The sequence below is a fragment of the Variovorax sp. V15 genome, assembly GCF_041154425.1.
Lineage (GTDB): Bacteria > Pseudomonadota > Gammaproteobacteria > Burkholderiales > Burkholderiaceae_C > Variovorax > Variovorax guangxiensis.
The window spans coordinates 93,866-111,422 of record NZ_AP028659.1 but is presented as its reverse complement, the minus strand read 5'-3'; the positions used below and the strand labels follow the sequence as shown (position 1 = coordinate 111,422).

The window sequence follows — 17,557 nt, the reverse complement described above, 5'->3', positions numbered from 1 at the left end:
GCCAGGACACGTCGTCCTCGACCGGGTGGCATCGCGCCAGCCACAACAAATGACCGCCCCGGCCAAGCCGCACGTCTGCTGCGCTTGCGCCTGACCTGCCCGGGCAGGCAGAGGCCGCAAGTCGGCTGAAACGCCGATCGTCCCTGAGCCGCTGCACAGCATGTGCTGTGCAGCACGCCCCCTTCCCTTCATCCACTCGCGTCGCGAGCAGGTATCAGCGATGCCTGCGGCACAGCGCCGCCCCCCAAATCCGTCGAGTCCGACAACGGATCGACAACGAATGTCTCCTGACGGTTGCCATAGCCCGACGAGCGGCGCACCGATCACGACTCGCGTGCCGCATCATTCATAAACAATTTTAGACAAAGTTAACAGCAGTTAACACGATGAAGATCTCTTTTGTTAACAAATCGCTTCCCGATCGATGAACTCCTTTTCCCGTCAAGCAAGAAATGCCGGCCGCGTTGCGGGTTTCACGCTGATCGAGGTGCTCGTGTCGATCGTCGTGCTGTCCTTCGGGCTGCTGGGCATGGTCGCGCTGCAGGCGGCGTCGCTGCAGGCCAATCGCGATGCCCGCCTGCAGTCGATGGCGGTGGTGCTGGCCCGCGAGCTGGCGGAAATGATGCGGGGCAACAAGGACCAGGCGCTGCTCGCCACAAACAATCCTTATCTGACTGGCAAGTTGTCGAACCCGTTGGTGGCCCCGAGCGCGTCCTACTGCCTTTCGGTCGGAAGCTCGTGCAACACGCCGGAGAAAGTTGCGCAAGCCGAACTGACCGACTGGCTGGCACGGGTGGACGACGCGCTGCCGGGCGCAAGCGTCCGCATCTGCCGCGACGCCGCGCCCTTTGCATCGGACGGCACGGCGCAGTGGGGCTGCACCTCCTCCGACAGCAGCGATCCGATCCTGGTCAAGATCGGCTGGAGCCGGCCGTCCCTGAAGAGTGGCGACACGAACGTCTGGAAGGCGTCGGACCGGCCTTCCGTGGTGCTGGCGGTGACGCCGGGGAGCACGCTTTGATCGCCTCCTCCCTTCCCGCCTTCTCCTCGTCCCGCCGCGCCGTTCGCGGCCTCACGCTTGTCGAACTGCTCGTGGCCATGGCCGTGGGCCTGGTGGTCGTGCTGGCAGCGGTATCGGCCCTGTCGGTGGCGCAACGTGGATTCACCACGGTCGATGCGGCTTCGCAGCTGCGTGACAACGGGCGGTTCGCGGCGGACACGATCCAGCGCATCGGCGTGCAGGCCGGCTACAAGGATGTGTTCTTCGCGGCGACACGCCCGAAGTCCGCCGCGAGCAACCCGGCGCCCAGCGTCATGGGGTTCAACAACGCCAAGGTCGACCTCTCCGATCCGCTGGCCGCATCCAGCGAATGGCCGAGCAGGGAAGCCGGCGCGGGCAGCGACGTGCTCATCCTGCGCTACCAGGTGGCGCAGACCTTCGCGCTCACCGCGGACACCGGGGCCGACAAGTCCATGATCGACTGCGCCGGCAACGCGCCCTCGACAGCGCCGAACGCCAACGAGGCGGGTGCGCGGTACACGCGCATGGCCAGCATCTTCTCGGTGGGGCAGAGCCAGGGCGAGCCGTCGCTGCTTTGCACCTACTACGACGCGGCGACGAGTGCGTGGAAGTCCGCGCCCATCGTGCAAGGCGTCGAGAACTTCCAGGTGCTGTACGGCGTCGATGGCGTCACCGCAGGCCAGGCTCCTGCGAAGAATGCTGCGGTACCCGATGTTCCGAACGCCTATCTGCGGGCCGACCAGATGGAAGTCGATGGCGATGCCGCCGCAACCCTTGCGAATTGGCGCCGGGTGCGCAGCCTGCGCATCGGCATGGTGTTGCGCAGTGCCAAAGGTGCCGCGCAGGACATGGATGCGCAGACCTTCCATCCGCTCGGCGTCGCAAAAGGCAGTGATAAAGGTCAACGCGGCAGCGCATTCGCAGTCGGCGACGACGCCGGCACCACCTTCCAGCCGACGCCCGACGGACGGTTGCGCCAGGCCATGACCTTCACGATCCATCTTCGCAACGACCAGGGACTCTGAATGAAGCATGGCCTCTTCAGCCGCCCTGGCCGCCCCAGTCGCCCCAACCGCCAGGCTGGCGCCTCGCTGATCGTCGTTCTGCTCCTGCTGGTGATCGTCTCCATCCTCGGCGCGGGCGCGGCGCAGATCGCCACCATGGGCGAGCGCAGCGCTCGCAACGACCGGGACATGCAGGTCGCCTGGCAGTCGGCCGAAGCGGCGCTGATGGATGCCGAGTTCGACATCCACGGCCCCGCTGCCTCCAGCCGGCGTGCCGTGTTCACCGACATGGCCAACACCAACGCCTTCGTCAGCGGTTGCGGCAGCTCAGGCAACAGCAAGGGCCTGTGCGCGCTCGAAACAACCGGCAAGCCCGCCTGGCTGGCGGTGGACTTCACCGCGACCACCGGCGCCAAGACCACCGCCTACGGCGAGTTCACCGGCCGCAGCTTCCCGGCGGGCGACAAAGGCATCCAGCCAGCCAGGGCGCCGCGCTATGTCATCGAACCGATCGAAGACCCGGCCAACCGCGACGCCTCGGGCGGTTCCGCCAGATACATCTTCCGCGTGACGGCCATGGGCTTCGGCCCCCGGGCCGACATCCATGGCGTCGTCCAGATCATCTATCGCGACTGACGCGAGCAGCCTTCCATGACAACGTTCTCTTCCCATCCAAGGCCCTGGTTCAAGCGGCCGCGCGTGCTCGCGCAGCTCGCGCTCCCACTGGCTGCGGCGGCCTTGCTCGCGGTGTCGATCGCGGGCAGCCGTACGACGGCACCCGACATCAGGCCCATCGCACTGGCGAGCGAGCCGCTGTATGCGACCACCTCCGGAGACAAGCCCGCCCTCACGCTGGCACTGTCGGTGGAGTTCCCGACCGTCGGAGCGCAGTACACGGCCGGCGGCACCTCCGACAACACGTACAGCAACCTGAACGAGTACATCGGTTACTACGACGCGAATGCCTGCTATGCGTACAACGACGCGCCGAGCGAAACGCCTGCCGCGGGCCTCAAGGCCTCCGACTACAAGCGCTTCGACCGCATCCAGTCCAGCACGCGCACGGACCGCATGTGCGAGGACGGCTTCAGCGGCAACTTCCTGAACTGGGCCAGCAGCTCGGCCATCGACATGCTGCGCCTGGCCCTCTCGGGCGGCGACCGCTACATCGACACGAGCGACCTGACCATCCTGCAGCGCGCCGTGCTCCCCAACGGAGACCCCACCTGCATGTGGAACACGACCAACTTTCCCTCGAAGAAGCTGCTGCGCGACGGCGGTGGCAGTGGCAGGTACTGGGGCGCGGTGCCGCGGCGGATGATCGCCGCGGCCGGCGCCAGCGACATCTGGGTGGCGAACACCTTGAACCGCATCTACTTCGGTACCGCCCTGGGCGGCAGCTGCACTGCCACGGGCAGCTACAGCCTGAGCGCCAGCACGTCGACAGCGCCGTTTCCCTTCCACGGCGACAAGCCTGCCTACGTCGCGTCGTCCAGTTGCGCCAACGAGGACGCCAACTGCGACTTCTCCGACACCAGGGAAGTCTGGTACGGCGCCGGCAACACCTGGATGGTCGGCCGGTTCACGGGCGGCACCTCCTGCAGCAACGCCGTATTCACCGACCCCGCACCGGGCGTTGCCAAAGCTTGCTACACGGCCCCCGCCGGCTCCACCGCGAGGCCGGCCCATGACCTCAACAGCGATGGCTTCTTCTACTCCCGCGTGAGGGTTTGCGAGAAGACCAGCGCCGGCGACCTGGCCGACGTGCGCGACTACGGCTTCTGCACCAGGTACCCGAGCGGCAACTACAAACCGACCGGTACCGTGCAGAAGTACAGCGACAGATTGCGCCTGGCTGCCTTCGGCTACCTCATGGAGCAGACGTACAGCGCCAAAGGCGGACGATATGGCGGCGTGCTGCGCGCGCCCATGAAGTACGTCGGCGCCAAGACCTTCGACATCAACGGCATCGAGAACACGCCCAGCGGCGGCAACGCGGCAGCCGAATGGGACGCCACCACGGGCGTATTCGCGGCCAATCCGGACGGCAGAACGCTGTCGGGCACCAATGCCACCTTCGGCGTGAGCGGGGTCATCAACTACCTCAACAAGTTCGGTCGCACCGGGCCCGTGGCAGGCCGCTACAAGGTGTACGACCCGGTCAGCGAGCTTTACTACGAGTCACTCCGCTATTTGCAGGGGCTGCAGCCGAGCGACGAAGCCACCAGCAAGCTGACGACGGCTTTGTACGACGGCTACCCGGTATTCACCACCTGGAGCGACCCCTACGGAGATGGGCGCACCAGCTCCAGCAACTACGCCTGCCTCAAGAGCAACATCGTGGTCATCGGCGACATCAACACGCACGACGGCGACTATCGCTTTCCCAAACCCGATCCGGCACTGAACCATCCAAACGTTGACGACTGGACGAAGACGGTCATCGCCTTCGAGAAAGGGACGGATCAGAAGTACATCGACGGGCAGGGCAAAGAACGGCGCACGACAGGCAACCCTGTGCCCAATGCCAATCCCCGCACCGAATCGATCATCGGGCACTCGTACTGGGCCCATACGCACGACATCCGCGGCACGGACTGGACTGCGCAACCCAGCATGCAGCGCCCCGGCCTGCGCGTGAAGAGCTTCTTCTTCGACGTGAACGAACACGGCAATCAGAAAGACGCCAATACCCGGCGCAACAGAAACCAGTTCTTCACTGCGGCGAAGTACGGTGGTTTCGAGTCGGACCCCTCCAACCCAGGCCGCAAGCCCTTCAACACCTTCGGCAACCCCTTCCAGCGCCAGGACGGCACGGCCGATGACAACGTCTGGCAGGACAGTGCCCGGCCCGGCGAGGCCAGCACCTACTATCTGCAAAGCAGTGCCCGCAGCGTGCTGAGCGCGTTCGACAGCATCTTCAGCCGCGCATCGACCTCCGCGCGAAGCATTGCCGGCAGCGCGGTGCAGTCGAAGTCGCTGCAGACGAGCAACGCCGTCTACCAGGGTGCGTTCGACACCAGCGACTGGAGCGGCGACCTGTTTTCGCAGGCGATCACGATCAGCGATGGCAAGGCCAGCATCTCGCCCACCCCGACGTGGTCGGCCTCGAGCCGCCTGGCTGCGCTCTCCGCGCCTGCAACTTCACGCAACATCGTGATCGGGCGTGCGGGCAATGCCGTGCCCAAGGCCAGTCCGTTCCTGTGGGACTCGCTGACCGACGCGCAAAGGGCCGACCTGGGCAAGCTCACGCCCTCGACCAGGGCCGACTCGCTGGGCTCCGACCGAGTGAGCTACCTGCGCGGAAGCAACGCCCTCGAAGGCTCGCAATTCCGCCGGCGCAACAGGAAGCTGCTGGGAGACATCATCAATTCGAGCGTGGTGTATTCGGGCGCACCCGCCAACAACATCAACTCGACCTCGTACGCCGCCTTCCGGACGGCAAACCTCGGCCGCACTCCTGCTGTCTTCGTGGGCGCCAACGACGGCATGCTGCACGCCTTCAACGCCGGCACCGGCGATGAACTGTTCGGCTACATCCCCAGCTGGATGTCGCCCAGGCTGGCCGCGCTGACCGACGCGAACTACGTGTCCCACCACCAGAGCTATGTGGACGGCCCGCCGGTGGTGGCCGAAGCGCAGGTGGGCTCCGCCGGCACTTCGGCCGACTGGAAGACGGTGCTGGTTTCCGGCACCGGTGCAGGCGGGCGCGGCGTCTTCGCACTGGACGTCACCGACCCGACGGCGTTCGACGCATCGAAGGTGATGTGGGAATTCACGGCGGACGACGACGTCGACATGGGATTCGTCGTCGGGCAGCCGCAGATCCTGAAGATGCGCACCAGCGCGCCAACGGCAACGACCGCCACCTACAAGTGGTTCGCGGTGGTCGCCAGCGGGGTGAACAACTACACCAAGGCCAACTCGGACAACAAATTCAGCACCGGCCATCCCGCCATCTTCCTGCTCGATCTGTCGAAAGCGCCGGAAACGGCCTGGGAACTCGGCACCAACTACTACAAGGTGGAACTGCCCTACGACGCTACGTTGGCCGTGACCAAGCCCACCGGCGTGCTCAACTTCAAGGCAGCCATCGCCACCGGCGGCAATCGCGAAGTGGCCCAGATCTTCGCGGGAGACCTGCACGGCAACATGTGGAAGCTCGACTTCCGCAGCCACGGCACCTCCGGGTGGAACATGGCGAACCTGTCGGCCTTCAAGAAGGCCAGCGACAACGCCCCTTACCCGCTCTTCATCGCCAAGGACAGCGAAGGCAAGGTGCAGCCCATCAGCATGGCGCCCACGCTGGTGACCGCGACGAATGACCCCAGGGCCATTCTGGTGGCCTTCGGCACCGGCAAGTACCTCGAGATGGACGACCGCTCGTCGACGGCGCAGAACTCGTTCTACGTGATCTACGACGACGGCACGGCCACTCCCGATGCGACGCCGAACGGCTCCGGCGCCATCAGCGGGCGCGCCCGGCTGAGAGCGGCCACCATCGACTCCAAGGGCGCGATCACGGTGCCCGGCTTCACCTGGGGCCGCGCCACGAGCGACCTGACGACAGCATCGAGCGTGAGCTCGGGCTGGTACATGGACTACGCGAGTTCCGAACGGCAGGTGAGCGCGGCGACGCTGCGCGGCGACACGCTCGTATTCGCCAGCCTGATCCCGGCGGCCGCGGGCGACTCGAGTTCCTGCGGCGCGAGTGGAGGCGGCGGCAACGCCTACATCGTCAACGTGGACACGGGGATCGGAACGCGGAGCGCATCGACGGTCGGCATCACGGGAGAGCCGCTGGTGATCGAGGTGGCCAGCACGGTCGCCGCCATCAGCAACGGCACGGGCCAGCGCGCGAGACGGATCACGAGCCAGGCGATTTCGCAAGGCTCCGGCGGCATCGACAACGTCGGCGGGGGAACCGGCGAAAACGGACGGGTGGAAGTCACCCTCATCGGAGGGCGGCTGAGCTGGCGGCAGATCAACAACTACCTGGATCTGAAGCGCGGATCGTGAACATGAACCACACAACGAAGCGCGCCGCGGTGCGCGGATTCACGCTGATCGAACTGATGGTCGTCGTGGCCGTGATCGGGATCCTGGCGGCCATCGCCTATCCGTCGTACACGGAGGCGGTCCTGAAGGGCAGGCGGGCACAGGCGCGGACTGCGCTGCTGGAGCTGATGCAGCAGCAGGAGAGATACATGACGCAGCGCAACGCATACCTGGCGTTCAGCACCGACGCCACGAGCGGCGCCACGACGCCGGCCAGTGCCTCGAGCACCTTCAAGGTCCATTCGGGAGACAACGCCTCCGCCCCGGCCTACTGGCTTTCCGCGGCCAGATGCGGCGACCAGGCGCTCACCGATTGCGTGCTGCTCACCGCAAAACCCACCCGCACTGACGCCGCAGCCGGTTCGCTGACCCTCAGCAGCACGGGCGCCAAGGGCTGCACGGGTACGGCCGCGAGCACGAACTTCCGGGTCTGCTGGCCATGAACGCCCGTAAGCTGCCTCCTCGGGAAAAGGGCTTCACCCTGATCGAATTGATGGTGACGATAGCCGTCGCCGCAATCCTGATGATGGTCGGCGTGCCGAGCTTCGTCGCCTTTCACCGCAACTCCCAGCTCACCTCGGCGGCGAACTCGTTCATCGCGGCCTTGAATGCGGCCAGGGGAGAGGCGATGAAGCGAGGCAGGCAGGCGGTCGTCGTGCCGCGCGCGGACAACGACTGGGCGACCGGCTGGACCGTCTTCGTCGACACCGACAACAACCGGAAGCTCGATGATTCGGACATCCTCATCACGCGGCAGGATGCGCTGCCCGCCTACTTCTCGGCGACAGGCCAGGGTACGGCGAAGAGCAGCCCCGCGTACATCATGTTCAACCCTTCGGGCTACACGCAGACCAGCGATTCGACCTTCCAGCCCGCCACGCTGAAGATCGAACGCAACGACATCCCGGACGCGACGAAGACCCGGCAGACCCGCATCGTGGTGATCGCAAAGACGGGGCGAGCAAGGGTCTGCCAACCCGCGACGGATACGACGTGCACGACGTCGGCGAGCGAGTGATCGATTGACGGCCGCGAGCGTGCGCGGCACCTCGATCGGGCCGGCTCGCCGGTCTTGCTCTATGGCGGCGGCGCCAGCTGCTCCGGACCGCGATCTGCCTCCTTCAGCCAACGGGCGAACTCCTGTGGAAAAGCGTCGCTGAAACGCTCTGCCTGCGCCCTGGCTTCACTCTCGCGCCCCAGCAGTTCGGCGCTTTCGATCAGCTTGACGATGACGCGCGGCTCCGGCGAGAAATGAATCACCCGCTGCGCGAGCGAGTGCATCTCGGCGGCATTCGCGGGCGTCACGGTGGTCAGCGTCAGTTCCGCGAACTCGGCCTGGCGCCCGAAGAACCACGTGCCCCGCACCTTGGCGAGCGTGTCCTGCCTGTACGCGGAAAGCCGTTCGTCGGGTGGGAGGTAGATCTGGCTGACGCGGACGTAGTCCCAGCTGGTGAGCCCCACGACCGCCAGCATGACGCCCGCCGCCAGGGATGACAGCGCAGGCCGGACCGCAACGCCGCCCGCGCCCGGCCAAAGAATGCCGAGGCACAGTCCGAACACCAGCTGGAACGGTCCATACCAGAGCGGATATTCGAGCAGGCTGTGCAGCACGATCGCACCCAGCATGCCCCAGGCCATCAGGCGCGCAGGGTCCCGCTCCCGCCAGGGCCGCGCGGCCAGCACCATCCAGAGAAAGCCGCCGCAGATCAGCACGGCGGCGGGAATGCCCAGTTCCACCGCCAGGTGCAGCGGGAGGTTGTGCGCGTTGTCGAGAATCTCGACGAACCGGGCGCCGTCGTAATGGGTGCTGTAGTGGGCGAAGCTGAGCTCGCCCCATCCCCAGCCCGCCCAGGGATGCTGGGCGATCAGCGCGAGCACGTTGCGCCACAGGATCAGGCGGCTGTGGTCCTGGGGGGCGCCGGTTTGCAGGCGTTGGAGCATGCTTTCGACGGGGCCGTCGCTGCCGGTGGCCAACTGGGGGAGGAGCCAGGCGATGGCGAAGTAGAGGGGGATGGTGGCGAGCAGCCACTTCGGATCCGGCAGGCGATAGGTGGTAGCGCTGCGTCGCGGCGCGCCTCGCCTTTCCCGCATGGCGATGAAAGTCGCCACGGCGATGATCGACAACAATTGCAGCAGACCGGTGCGCGAGGTCGACGCTGCCGCCGCGACCAGCAGGAGCCCGGCCGCCGCCATCAAACGCCGCCGGACGTGAATTGCATCGCTGGTGGCATATAGCCACAGGGCTGCGCACCAAGCCATGCTGATCAGGGTCGCGAACTGGTTGCGCTGTCGCAGGTTGCCGTAGGCCTGCCCCAGCGCCGGGGAAGTGGTCCAGGGGACGAGGGGGTCGGCAAGCCCGTAGTACTGGAGCAACCCCAAGACGGCGCTGACGAGCCCCGCGGCCAGCACGCCCCTGGCCAACGTCAGCGTAACGCCTCCCCTGTCGCGCGCCGACGCACTGCCCACGTTCGCGGCCGCAGCGATGCCGGCAATCGCGAGGCAGGCACCACCCCATGCCGTCGGCCCTCCCGATCCGGAAAGCGCCACGAGCAGACCACCCAGGCCCAACAACACCCAGATCCGCAAGGCAGGCGAGCCGACAGGCCCCGTCAACAACAGCCCCGCCATGCATGCCCAGGAAACAAGCAATTGCCAAGCACTGGCTGATGGCCCGCCGACCCAAGGACAAACAAAAGTTAACGCAACCAGAGCTGTGCGGGTCAAGCCAAGCATCTTGTAAACAGGCTGAACGGGGAGGGCGGGCACCGTACTGGTGGTCATCTTGCCCATTCTGCGGGGCGGCATTGCCGACGAGTGGTCATCGGCGGCAGATGAGAGGCTTTGTAAAAGTAAACATTTGAAGACACGATCTAACAAATATGTTCAATTGTTTCCAACCCGTTTCCGGTTCTGCCGAGCGGGGCTGAAAGGCGTCTTCTGATGAAACAGCAACCTGCTCGCGGCCGGATCGGCAGTTCCCGGGCGCACGGCTTCACGCTGATCGAAATCATGATCACGGTGGTGATCATTGGCGTGCTGGCGGCCATCGCCATCCCGAGCTATCAGGACTATGTGCGGCGCGGATACGTGGTGGATGCCACGAATGGGCTGGCGACCATGCGGGCGAACATGGAGAGGTACTTTCAGGACAACCGAACGTACAAAAAAGTCGGATCGATTGTCCCGCCTTGCCAGAACACGGACGCGAAGACCCGCACCTTCGGCAACTTCGTGGTGAGTTGCGCCGGCGATACCGACACGGGTGACACCAGCTTCCTTCTCACCGCAACGGGAAGCGGTCCTGCCAAGGACGTTATCTTTACGATCGATCAAGCGAACACGCAAGGCACGACCAAGATGCCGACCGGCTGGTCGGGCTGGACATCCTCGTGTAACTCCGCCTGGATCGTCAAAAAGGGGCAAGCATGCCCCTCGTCATGACCGATCGCCGTCGCTCGGCCCGACCCGAGGGCTTCACGCTGGTCGAGATGATCGTGGTGGTGGCGATCATGGCCCTGCTCGCCGCGCTTGCCACGCCATCCATGCTCGGCTGGGTGCGCAACAACAAGATCCGGACAGTCAGCGATTCGCTGCAGAACGCTCTGCGGCAGGCGCAGACTGAAGCCACCCGGCGCAATCGGCAAGTGGTTTTCTCCTTGACCGACAACAGCCCCACCACAAAAACCTACACAACCAAAGCCAACGGCAGCAACTGGGCCATCAGCACAGTGGTGCCGACAGACTCGGATGCGACCGCAATGTTTGTCGAAGCGGGAATCCTGCTCGATGTCGGCTCGAGCGTGGCGATCACGGGCCCCAAGACGTCATCGAACACCGCAACGGCGCTCTGCTTCAGCTCGATCGGCCGCCTCGTGCTGAACGATACGCCAGGACCCACCGGCGCAAAGTGCAAGGCCGAGGCCGCCCAGTACGACATCGCGATGAGCGACACCAAGACAGGCGACCGTCCACTTCGCGTCACTGTCGCAGTGGGCGGACAAGTCCGCATGTGCGATCCAGCCAGGACTCTTTCAGCCACCCAGCCCGACGGCTGTGCTTCGCCATGAAAAAGCTTCGCGAAACAACTCATCCGCACCGCGGCCAGGCCGGTGTCGCACTGCTCGAGGTTCTTGTGTCGGTGCTGCTCTTTTCGCTGGGTCTGCTAGGCCTGATCGGCCTGCAGGCGCGGGCCGTCAGCTTTTCCGTGGATGCCGAAGACCGCAATCGTGCAGCGTTGCTCGCGAACGAAGTTGTTGCCCTGATGTGGCTCAATCAATCGACCACCGTACCCACTGCCGCCTTGGACGCCTGGAAAACGCGCGTCGGCACCCCTGCGAATGGTGGGCTCCCGAAAGGAGAAGGAACCGTAACGCCAGTTGGCACTGGCAAAGCCGCCGACATCACCATCACCTGGCAAGCCCCCTCGCAGAGCACGAGCAGCAAACTCACAACCCATGTGGAGCTGCCCCAATGAACGCCCAAGCACTCCGGCCCGCCGTGCGGCAACGCGGCCTCACCCTTATCGAGTTGCTCGTCGCCATGGTCATCGCGCTGGTGGTGACTCTCGCGATCACGAGCGCCGTGATCTTCGGCGAATCGACCAAGCGCACGACGACGTCGGTCAACGACATCAATCAGTCGGGGTCGTACGCCGCCTATCTGCTCGATCGCGCCGGCCGCAGTGCCGGCTCCGGCTTCACCCAGTCCTGGGATCTGGGTGTCTTCGGATGCAAGCTGCAGGCAAAGCAGAACAACACGGCGATCCTGCCGCGCACCACTGTCTTTCCGGCGCCATTCGAGAAGTTCCTCACCGACGCAGCTGGGGTCGCGGACCTGCGCATCGCGCCGCTGCTGATAGGCAAGGGCCAATCTTCGGACGGCAAGTCCGACGTGCTGATGATGATGGGCGGCAATGCGGCGGCCGGTGACGTGCCCCGTCCGATCATCTCCGCGGGTACCGACCCCAAGATCATTCGCCTGGACAACACGGTTCAGCTGAAGGCCAACGACATTGCGCTGGTCAGCCAGGTCGGCACCACAGACTGCCTGCTCGAACAGGTCGACTCGGCCTTCGCGGACAGCGCGAACAACGAACTCGTCACGCTCAACGGCAAGTACTACACGGCAGGCGTCGGCACGACTCTGACGTCGCTTGCTGCCAGCGGCACGGCGTACTTCACGCCGCTGGGCAGCAACACGGCCAACAACGTGCAGTTTCAGCTTTTCGGCATCGGCCCGAACAACACGCTGGTCAGCTATGACCTGCTGCGCAGCGACGGCACCGACACCATCCAGACCCTGGCCGACGGCGTCATGGAGCTGCACGCGCTCTACGGTCTGGACACCAACAAGGACGGCATCATCGACACGTGGAAGGCACCCGACGCAACGGGGTTCGACGTCAAGACCATGATGAAGGACGGCAACCTCAGCAGGCAGGTGGTGGCCGTGCGCGTGGGCCTCATCCTGCGCAGCGCCACGCTCGAACGCGATGTTGTCTCGCAGACCATCCCCGCGATGTTCGGCGATACGGGCCTGCAGCGCGATGCCGTCACGCTGACTGGCGACGACCGCCGCTACCGCTACCGCGTCGTCGAATTCACCATTCCCCTGCGCAACATTCTGCTGCTGCCCAAATCATGACTACTACCTTGCGCAGCCAGCGCCGCGAGCGCGGCGTGGTGCTGCTGATCTGCCTGATCGTTCTCGTCATCCTGCTCGCGGGTGGCGTTGCCGTGATGCGCTCGATGAACACGACCCTCTCCAGTGCCGGCAACCTGGCTTTCAAGCGCGACCTCGTCAACCAGGGGGAGCAGGCTGGGGTCAAGGCGCTGGCATTGTTCAACACTGGAGCCTTGTCTGCCGTTGGCGCCGACTACAACGACGCGAAGGCGTCGAACTACAGCGCGGTGAGACTCGACTCCAACGACCGCGGAATACCGCTCGCGCTTCTGAAGGACGATCTCTACAACGCGAAAGCGGCCGACACCATCGAGCGGACGTCGGACGCAGTGAAGATCCGCTACCTCATCGACCGCCTGTGCAACGCCTCTGGCGCCGCGAGCAAGAGCACCTGCGTCTACGCGCCAGCCACCACCGACGTGCGCGGCGGCAGTGTCCAGGAGTCGGGGCGCCCGCCTCCGCCCAAGGCGCTGGTCTATCGATTGACCGTGCGCGTCGACGGCCCCCGCGACACACAGGTCTTCCTGCAGTCCTCCTTCACGAAGCCCGAATAACGCATCGCGAAAGAACCATGAACAACATCTCGATATTCGCCACGCGCGTGGCCGGCGCGGTCACGCTGGCCGGCGCACTCCTGGGCATTCACACGCCGGCCGATGCAGCCAGCCTCGCCGACCAGCCGGTCTTCGCCACCTCGAACGTGCCCGGCAACCTGGCGCTCACGCTGTCCGTGGAATGGCCGACGGCCTCGCGCACCGCGCACACCGCGGCCTACTCCAGCGCCAGCACCTTCCTGGGTTACTTCGATCCCAACAAGTGCTATTCGTACGTGGTGGACACCACGTCCAACGAAACCAACACGGGCGACAAGAGCTTCTTCGACCCGACGGCCGTGGGGAGCAGCCACAAGTGCGACGGCACGAAGTGGAGCGGCAACTTCCTGAACTGGGCGGCCACCGCAACCATCGACCCGTTCCGCTGGGCCATGACCGGCGGCAGGCGCGTGGTGGACACGACCACCGACACCATCCTGGAAAAGGGCTACCACTCCGGCCAAGGCCTGTTCGACGATCGCAACCTCCCGGCGAGCGAGATCGCAGGCGCCACGCCGTTCAGCACCGCGACCAGCCTCGGCATCTCAGTCAATGGCCGCAAGTATGCGATGCGCATCACGGCATCCGGCGCATCGCTGAAAGGCGAGTACTTCAACAATGCCAACAAGACGCTGACCGGCACGGCGACCACCACGGTGGCACAAGACACGGTCGACCATGACTGGGGTAGCGGGGCACCCGTGTCAGGCGTCGGCGCAGACAACTTCGCGGCCCGCTTCACCGGTACGTTCGTTGCCCCTTCGACAGGCACCTATACGTTCCGGGTACGGGCGGACGACGGCGTACGCCTGTGGATTTCAGGGCTGCTGGTCATCGACAAGTGGATCGATCAGGGCCCTACCAACTACGACGTCACGGTTGCCCTTGTTGCCGGACAGAGCTTCGACGTGAAGATCGAGTACTACGAGAACGGCGGTGGCGCGGTGATGCAGTTTCTGTGGAAGAAGCCCAAGGACAAGGACTTCAGCACTTTCACCAGCGACATCGGCGGCGCGGTTACCAACGACTACACGATGCGCAACAGGGTTTGCAACCCCAACGCACCCGGCGGCGTGGAGAGCAACTGCGTGCAGTACGGGAACAACTGGAAGCCCGAGGGCCTGATCCAGCAATACGCGCGTCGCATGCGCTTCAGTGCGTTCGGTTACCTGAACGAAGATGGCAACGGCCGCGATGGCGGCGTGATGCGCGCCCGCCAGAAATTCGTGGGCCCGATGCAGCCGGTGCCGGGGCTTCCCGATACTGCGAACGCCAACAAGGAATGGAACGAGACCACCGGCGTTTTCATTCGCAATCCTGATGCAACCGACGCGAGCGCGACCTCGGCCAATGGCGTGACCATTGCGGACAGCGGAGTGATCAACTACCTCAACAAGTTCGGCCAGATCATTCCGGGCACCTACAAGTCGAACGACCCGGTGAGCGAGCTCTACTACGCCGCGCTGCGCTACTACCGCAACCTGGGCAACGTGCCGGAGTGGAGCAACCTGAACACCACCGACACCAACACCACAGCGAAACGGCTTGACGGCTTCCCGGTCATCACCAATTGGGATGACCCCATCCAATACTCGTGCCAGCGCAACTTCGTTTTGGGTATCGGCGACATCTATACCCACGCTGACAAGAACGTTCCTGGTAATACTAACACCGCCAATGAGCCGACGATGCCTGCATTGGTCACGTCCGACAAGACGGTCAACGCAGTGACAGCGACGACCAAGGTCGGCCAGTTGCAGGGGATGACGGGCGATCTGGGTACCCGCACCAACGTCTCGAACAATTGCTGCAGCAACAACTCGGCACTCATGGCAGGCCTTGCCTACGACGCGAACACCAAGGACATCAGGCCGGACGATGCGACCAAGCCGAACACGATCGGCAAGCAGACGGTCCAGACCTATTGGGTCGACGTGCTCGAACAAGCCTTCCAGGCGAACAACCAGTTCTACCTGGCCGCAAAGTTCGGCGGGCTCAAGATACCCACCAACATGCAGAGCACGTTTGATCCGTACACGTTCAACGATGCCATTCCGCAAACGTGGTGGGCGACGAGCGGCGACATGCTTACCGATACCCGCAACGGGGGCACCACCCAGCCGAGGCCGGACAACTACTTCACGGCCGGTCGGCCCGACTCGATGGTGGACGGCTTGACCAAGGCCTTCGCGAGCATCGCCAACGCGATCAAGTCGTTCACCACGTCGTTCTCGCTGTCAAGCCCGCAAGTGTCGGCCGCAGGTGCAGCTTCCTACTCTTCGCAGTACGACTCGAACGGGTGGACCGGCGTGCTGTCCGGCAGCCAGCTCACGTTTCCAAATAATGTGCCGACACTCACCGAAAAGTGGAACACGTCGAGCACGCTGGAAAGCCAGTTGTCTGGTACCGGGTGGGATACCGCGCGCCGAGTGCTTACCTGGAACGGCACAGCAGGCGTGCCTTTCCGCAAAGCCAATCTGACTGCGGCGCAATCAACCGCCCTCGACACGCCCTGGGCGACGGGCGACGACAGCGGCGACTTCCTCAACTACCTGCGCGGCGACCGCAGCAAGGAAAAGACGACCACTGACGACACCAAGCCCTATCGCCGTCGCGCCTTGCTGCTCGGCGACATCGTGAACGCGAAGGTCACACCAGTCGGTCCGCCTTCGAGCCAGTTCTCGAACACGGTCAACCCGGGCTATGCGAAGTTCAAGACGGACTACGCCTCGCGCCCGACCATCGTCTATGCAGGCGCCAACGATGGCATGCTGCATGCGTTCAACGGCGCCCTGACCGGAACAGGCGCTGGCAACGAGTTGTTCGCATACGTGCCGAGCATGCTGTTCTCGGGTCCCAGCAGCCCGGCCACGCCCACGGTCGACGGACTGCAACAGCTCGGCAACCCGGACTACCAGCACCGCTACTACGTCGACGCATCGCCCAAGGCGTTCGATATCGACTTCAATACCGCTGGCGGCGTCTTCACCACGACGGCAACGGGCAACAACTCGGATTGGCGCACTGTGCTGATCGGCGGGCTCGGCAAGGGTGGCAAGGGCTTCTATGCCATCGACATCACCGATCCGGCGAGCATGACGAGCGAGGACACCATCAAGACCAAGGTACTGTGGGAGTTCTCCAGCGCAACCAGCGGCGTGGGCAACACGCTGGGCTACAGCTTCGGCACTCCAGTGGTGCTGAAGACCAAGAAGTACGGATGGGTCGTGGTCTTCACTTCGGGCTACAACAACAGCGACGGATTCGGCTATGTGTACTTCGTGAATCCGAAGACCGGTGCACTGCTGGAGAAAGTACAGACCGGCACCTCGTCGGCAGGCCTGGCACAGCTGACGGCCTACATCACCGACTTCACGGACGGCACCGCCGACGCACTTTATGCGGGCGACCTGAACGGGCAACTCTGGCGTTTCGACGTGACCGCAGCGAAAGGCAGCACTGCCGCCTACCCTGCCCCCTTGAAGCTGGCCACCCTGGCGGACACCAGCGGCGCACAGCCGATCACGACCCAGCCTCTGGTGGAGATCGACCCCAAGAGCAAGAAGCGCTACGTGCTCTTCGGCACCGGTCAGTTGCTCGACACCGTGGACATCAATTCGAAGGCGGGCCAGTCGTTCTACGCCATCATCGACGGCGATGCCACGAGCTTCGACAAAAGCAGAACCGCTGCGATCACGCGCAACGACCTGGCAGCCCTGATCGAGGATAACCTCACGGGCAAAACGGCATTCAGCCTGGGAACGAAGCTGGGCTGGTACCTCGATCTCGGTAGCGACGCAACGTCGGGAACCACCTGGCGCGTGACGCTCGGCGCCACGTCGTTCAACGGCGTCGTGGTGTTCTCCAGCCTGATGACGACCGGCGACGCATGCAGCCCCTCAGGCCAGAGCCGGATCTACGCGGTGAACTATGGGTCTGGCACGACGGCGCTGACGACAGGAGCCGCCTATGTCGGCTACACCAGTGCGATCACGGACATGCAGATCATCAACAACAACGGCCGCATGCAGGGCATCGCGGGCAATGTGAGAGGTGAAGTGAACCAGCCGCCGATCGACTTCGGCAAGGGGACGGGGCTGCGGCTGTTGAATTGGCGGGAAGTGCCGACGATTGATTGAAGTCACAATAAATGGAACAAGGCCTCTATCGCTCACGAAACGCAGGTGACAAGGGGCCAC

Annotated in this window: 13 protein-coding genes; 12 read left to right on the top strand and 1 reads right to left on the bottom strand. The window is 64.5% G+C overall.

Translation table 11 applies throughout. The features are described 5' to 3' along the window. Window positions 1-424: 424 nt before the first annotated feature. The 6 genes from pilV (ACAM57_RS00545) to ACAM57_RS00520 are packed head-to-tail and all read left to right on the top strand — an operon-like array spanning window position 425 to window position 8,101. Window positions 425-1,021, top strand: a complete 597-nt coding sequence (pilV, locus tag ACAM57_RS00545) for a type IV pilus modification protein PilV (protein ID WP_369660363.1) — start codon at window positions 425-427, stop codon at window positions 1,019-1,021. Further along, window positions 1,018-2,046, top strand: coding sequence for a PilW family protein (locus ACAM57_RS00540; protein WP_369660362.1), 1,029 nt, complete (start codon window positions 1,018-1,020; stop codon window positions 2,044-2,046). Before pilV (ACAM57_RS00545) ends, ACAM57_RS00540 begins: the two co-directional genes overlap by 4 nt. Beyond that, a complete protein-coding gene (locus ACAM57_RS00535; RefSeq protein ID WP_369660361.1) occupies window positions 2,047-2,661 on the top strand; it encodes a PilX N-terminal domain-containing pilus assembly protein in 615 nt (204 codons plus the stop codon). It abuts the gene before it with no gap. Window positions 2,662-2,676: 15 nt separating this feature from the next. Then, window positions 2,677-7,044 (top strand): pilus assembly protein, encoded by a 4,368-nt coding sequence (locus ACAM57_RS00530; RefSeq protein WP_369660360.1) that lies wholly within the window; start codon window positions 2,677-2,679, stop codon window positions 7,042-7,044. Window positions 7,045-7,046: 2 nt separating this feature from the next. Then, the gene (locus tag ACAM57_RS00525) at window positions 7,047-7,526 is read left to right on the top strand and encodes a type IV pilin protein (protein WP_369660359.1); all 480 of its coding nucleotides are present in this window, start codon (window positions 7,047-7,049) and stop codon (window positions 7,524-7,526) included. After that, window positions 7,523-8,101, top strand: a complete 579-nt coding sequence (locus ACAM57_RS00520) for a GspH/FimT family pseudopilin (protein ID WP_369660358.1) — start codon at window positions 7,523-7,525, stop codon at window positions 8,099-8,101. The genes ACAM57_RS00525 and ACAM57_RS00520 overlap by 4 nt, the downstream gene beginning before the upstream one ends. A gap of 59 nt (window positions 8,102-8,160) precedes the next feature. On the opposite strand, the gene ACAM57_RS00515 is transcribed toward ACAM57_RS00520, so the two are convergent. After that, window positions 8,161-9,864 (bottom strand): PglL family O-oligosaccharyltransferase, encoded by a 1,704-nt coding sequence (locus tag ACAM57_RS00515; protein WP_369660357.1) that lies wholly within the window; start codon window positions 9,862-9,864, stop codon window positions 8,161-8,163. 159 nt (window positions 9,865-10,023) lie between these two features. On the opposite strand from ACAM57_RS00515, the gene ACAM57_RS00510 reads away from it, so the two are divergent. Genes ACAM57_RS00510 through ACAM57_RS00485 form a run of 6 tightly spaced genes read left to right on the top strand, consistent with a single transcriptional unit; the run spans window position 10,024 to window position 17,497 of the window. Next, window positions 10,024-10,524, top strand: a complete 501-nt coding sequence (locus ACAM57_RS00510) for a type IV pilin protein (protein WP_126021049.1) — start codon at window positions 10,024-10,026, stop codon at window positions 10,522-10,524. Continuing rightward, window positions 10,509-11,150 (top strand): Tfp pilus assembly protein FimT/FimU, encoded by a 642-nt coding sequence (locus ACAM57_RS00505; RefSeq protein WP_369660356.1) that lies wholly within the window; start codon window positions 10,509-10,511, stop codon window positions 11,148-11,150. The genes ACAM57_RS00510 and ACAM57_RS00505 overlap by 16 nt, the downstream gene beginning before the upstream one ends. Beyond that, window positions 11,147-11,557 (top strand): type IV pilus modification protein PilV, encoded by a 411-nt coding sequence (gene pilV / locus ACAM57_RS00500; protein ID WP_369660355.1) that lies wholly within the window; start codon window positions 11,147-11,149, stop codon window positions 11,555-11,557. Before ACAM57_RS00505 ends, pilV (ACAM57_RS00500) begins: the two co-directional genes overlap by 4 nt. Continuing rightward, window positions 11,554-12,726: a PilW family protein gene (locus ACAM57_RS00495; RefSeq protein WP_369660354.1), complete on the top strand. Its 1,173-nt coding sequence runs from the start codon at window positions 11,554-11,556 to the stop codon at window positions 12,724-12,726. Before pilV (ACAM57_RS00500) ends, ACAM57_RS00495 begins: the two co-directional genes overlap by 4 nt. After that, entirely contained in the window at window positions 12,723-13,319 is a 597-nt protein-coding gene (locus tag ACAM57_RS00490; protein ID WP_369660353.1) for a hypothetical protein, read from the top strand. The genes ACAM57_RS00495 and ACAM57_RS00490 overlap by 4 nt, the downstream gene beginning before the upstream one ends. A 17-nt stretch (window positions 13,320-13,336) precedes the next feature. Next, entirely contained in the window at window positions 13,337-17,497 is a 4,161-nt protein-coding gene (locus tag ACAM57_RS00485; protein ID WP_369660352.1) for a PilC/PilY family type IV pilus protein, read from the top strand. Window positions 17,498-17,557 lie beyond the last annotated feature (60 nt).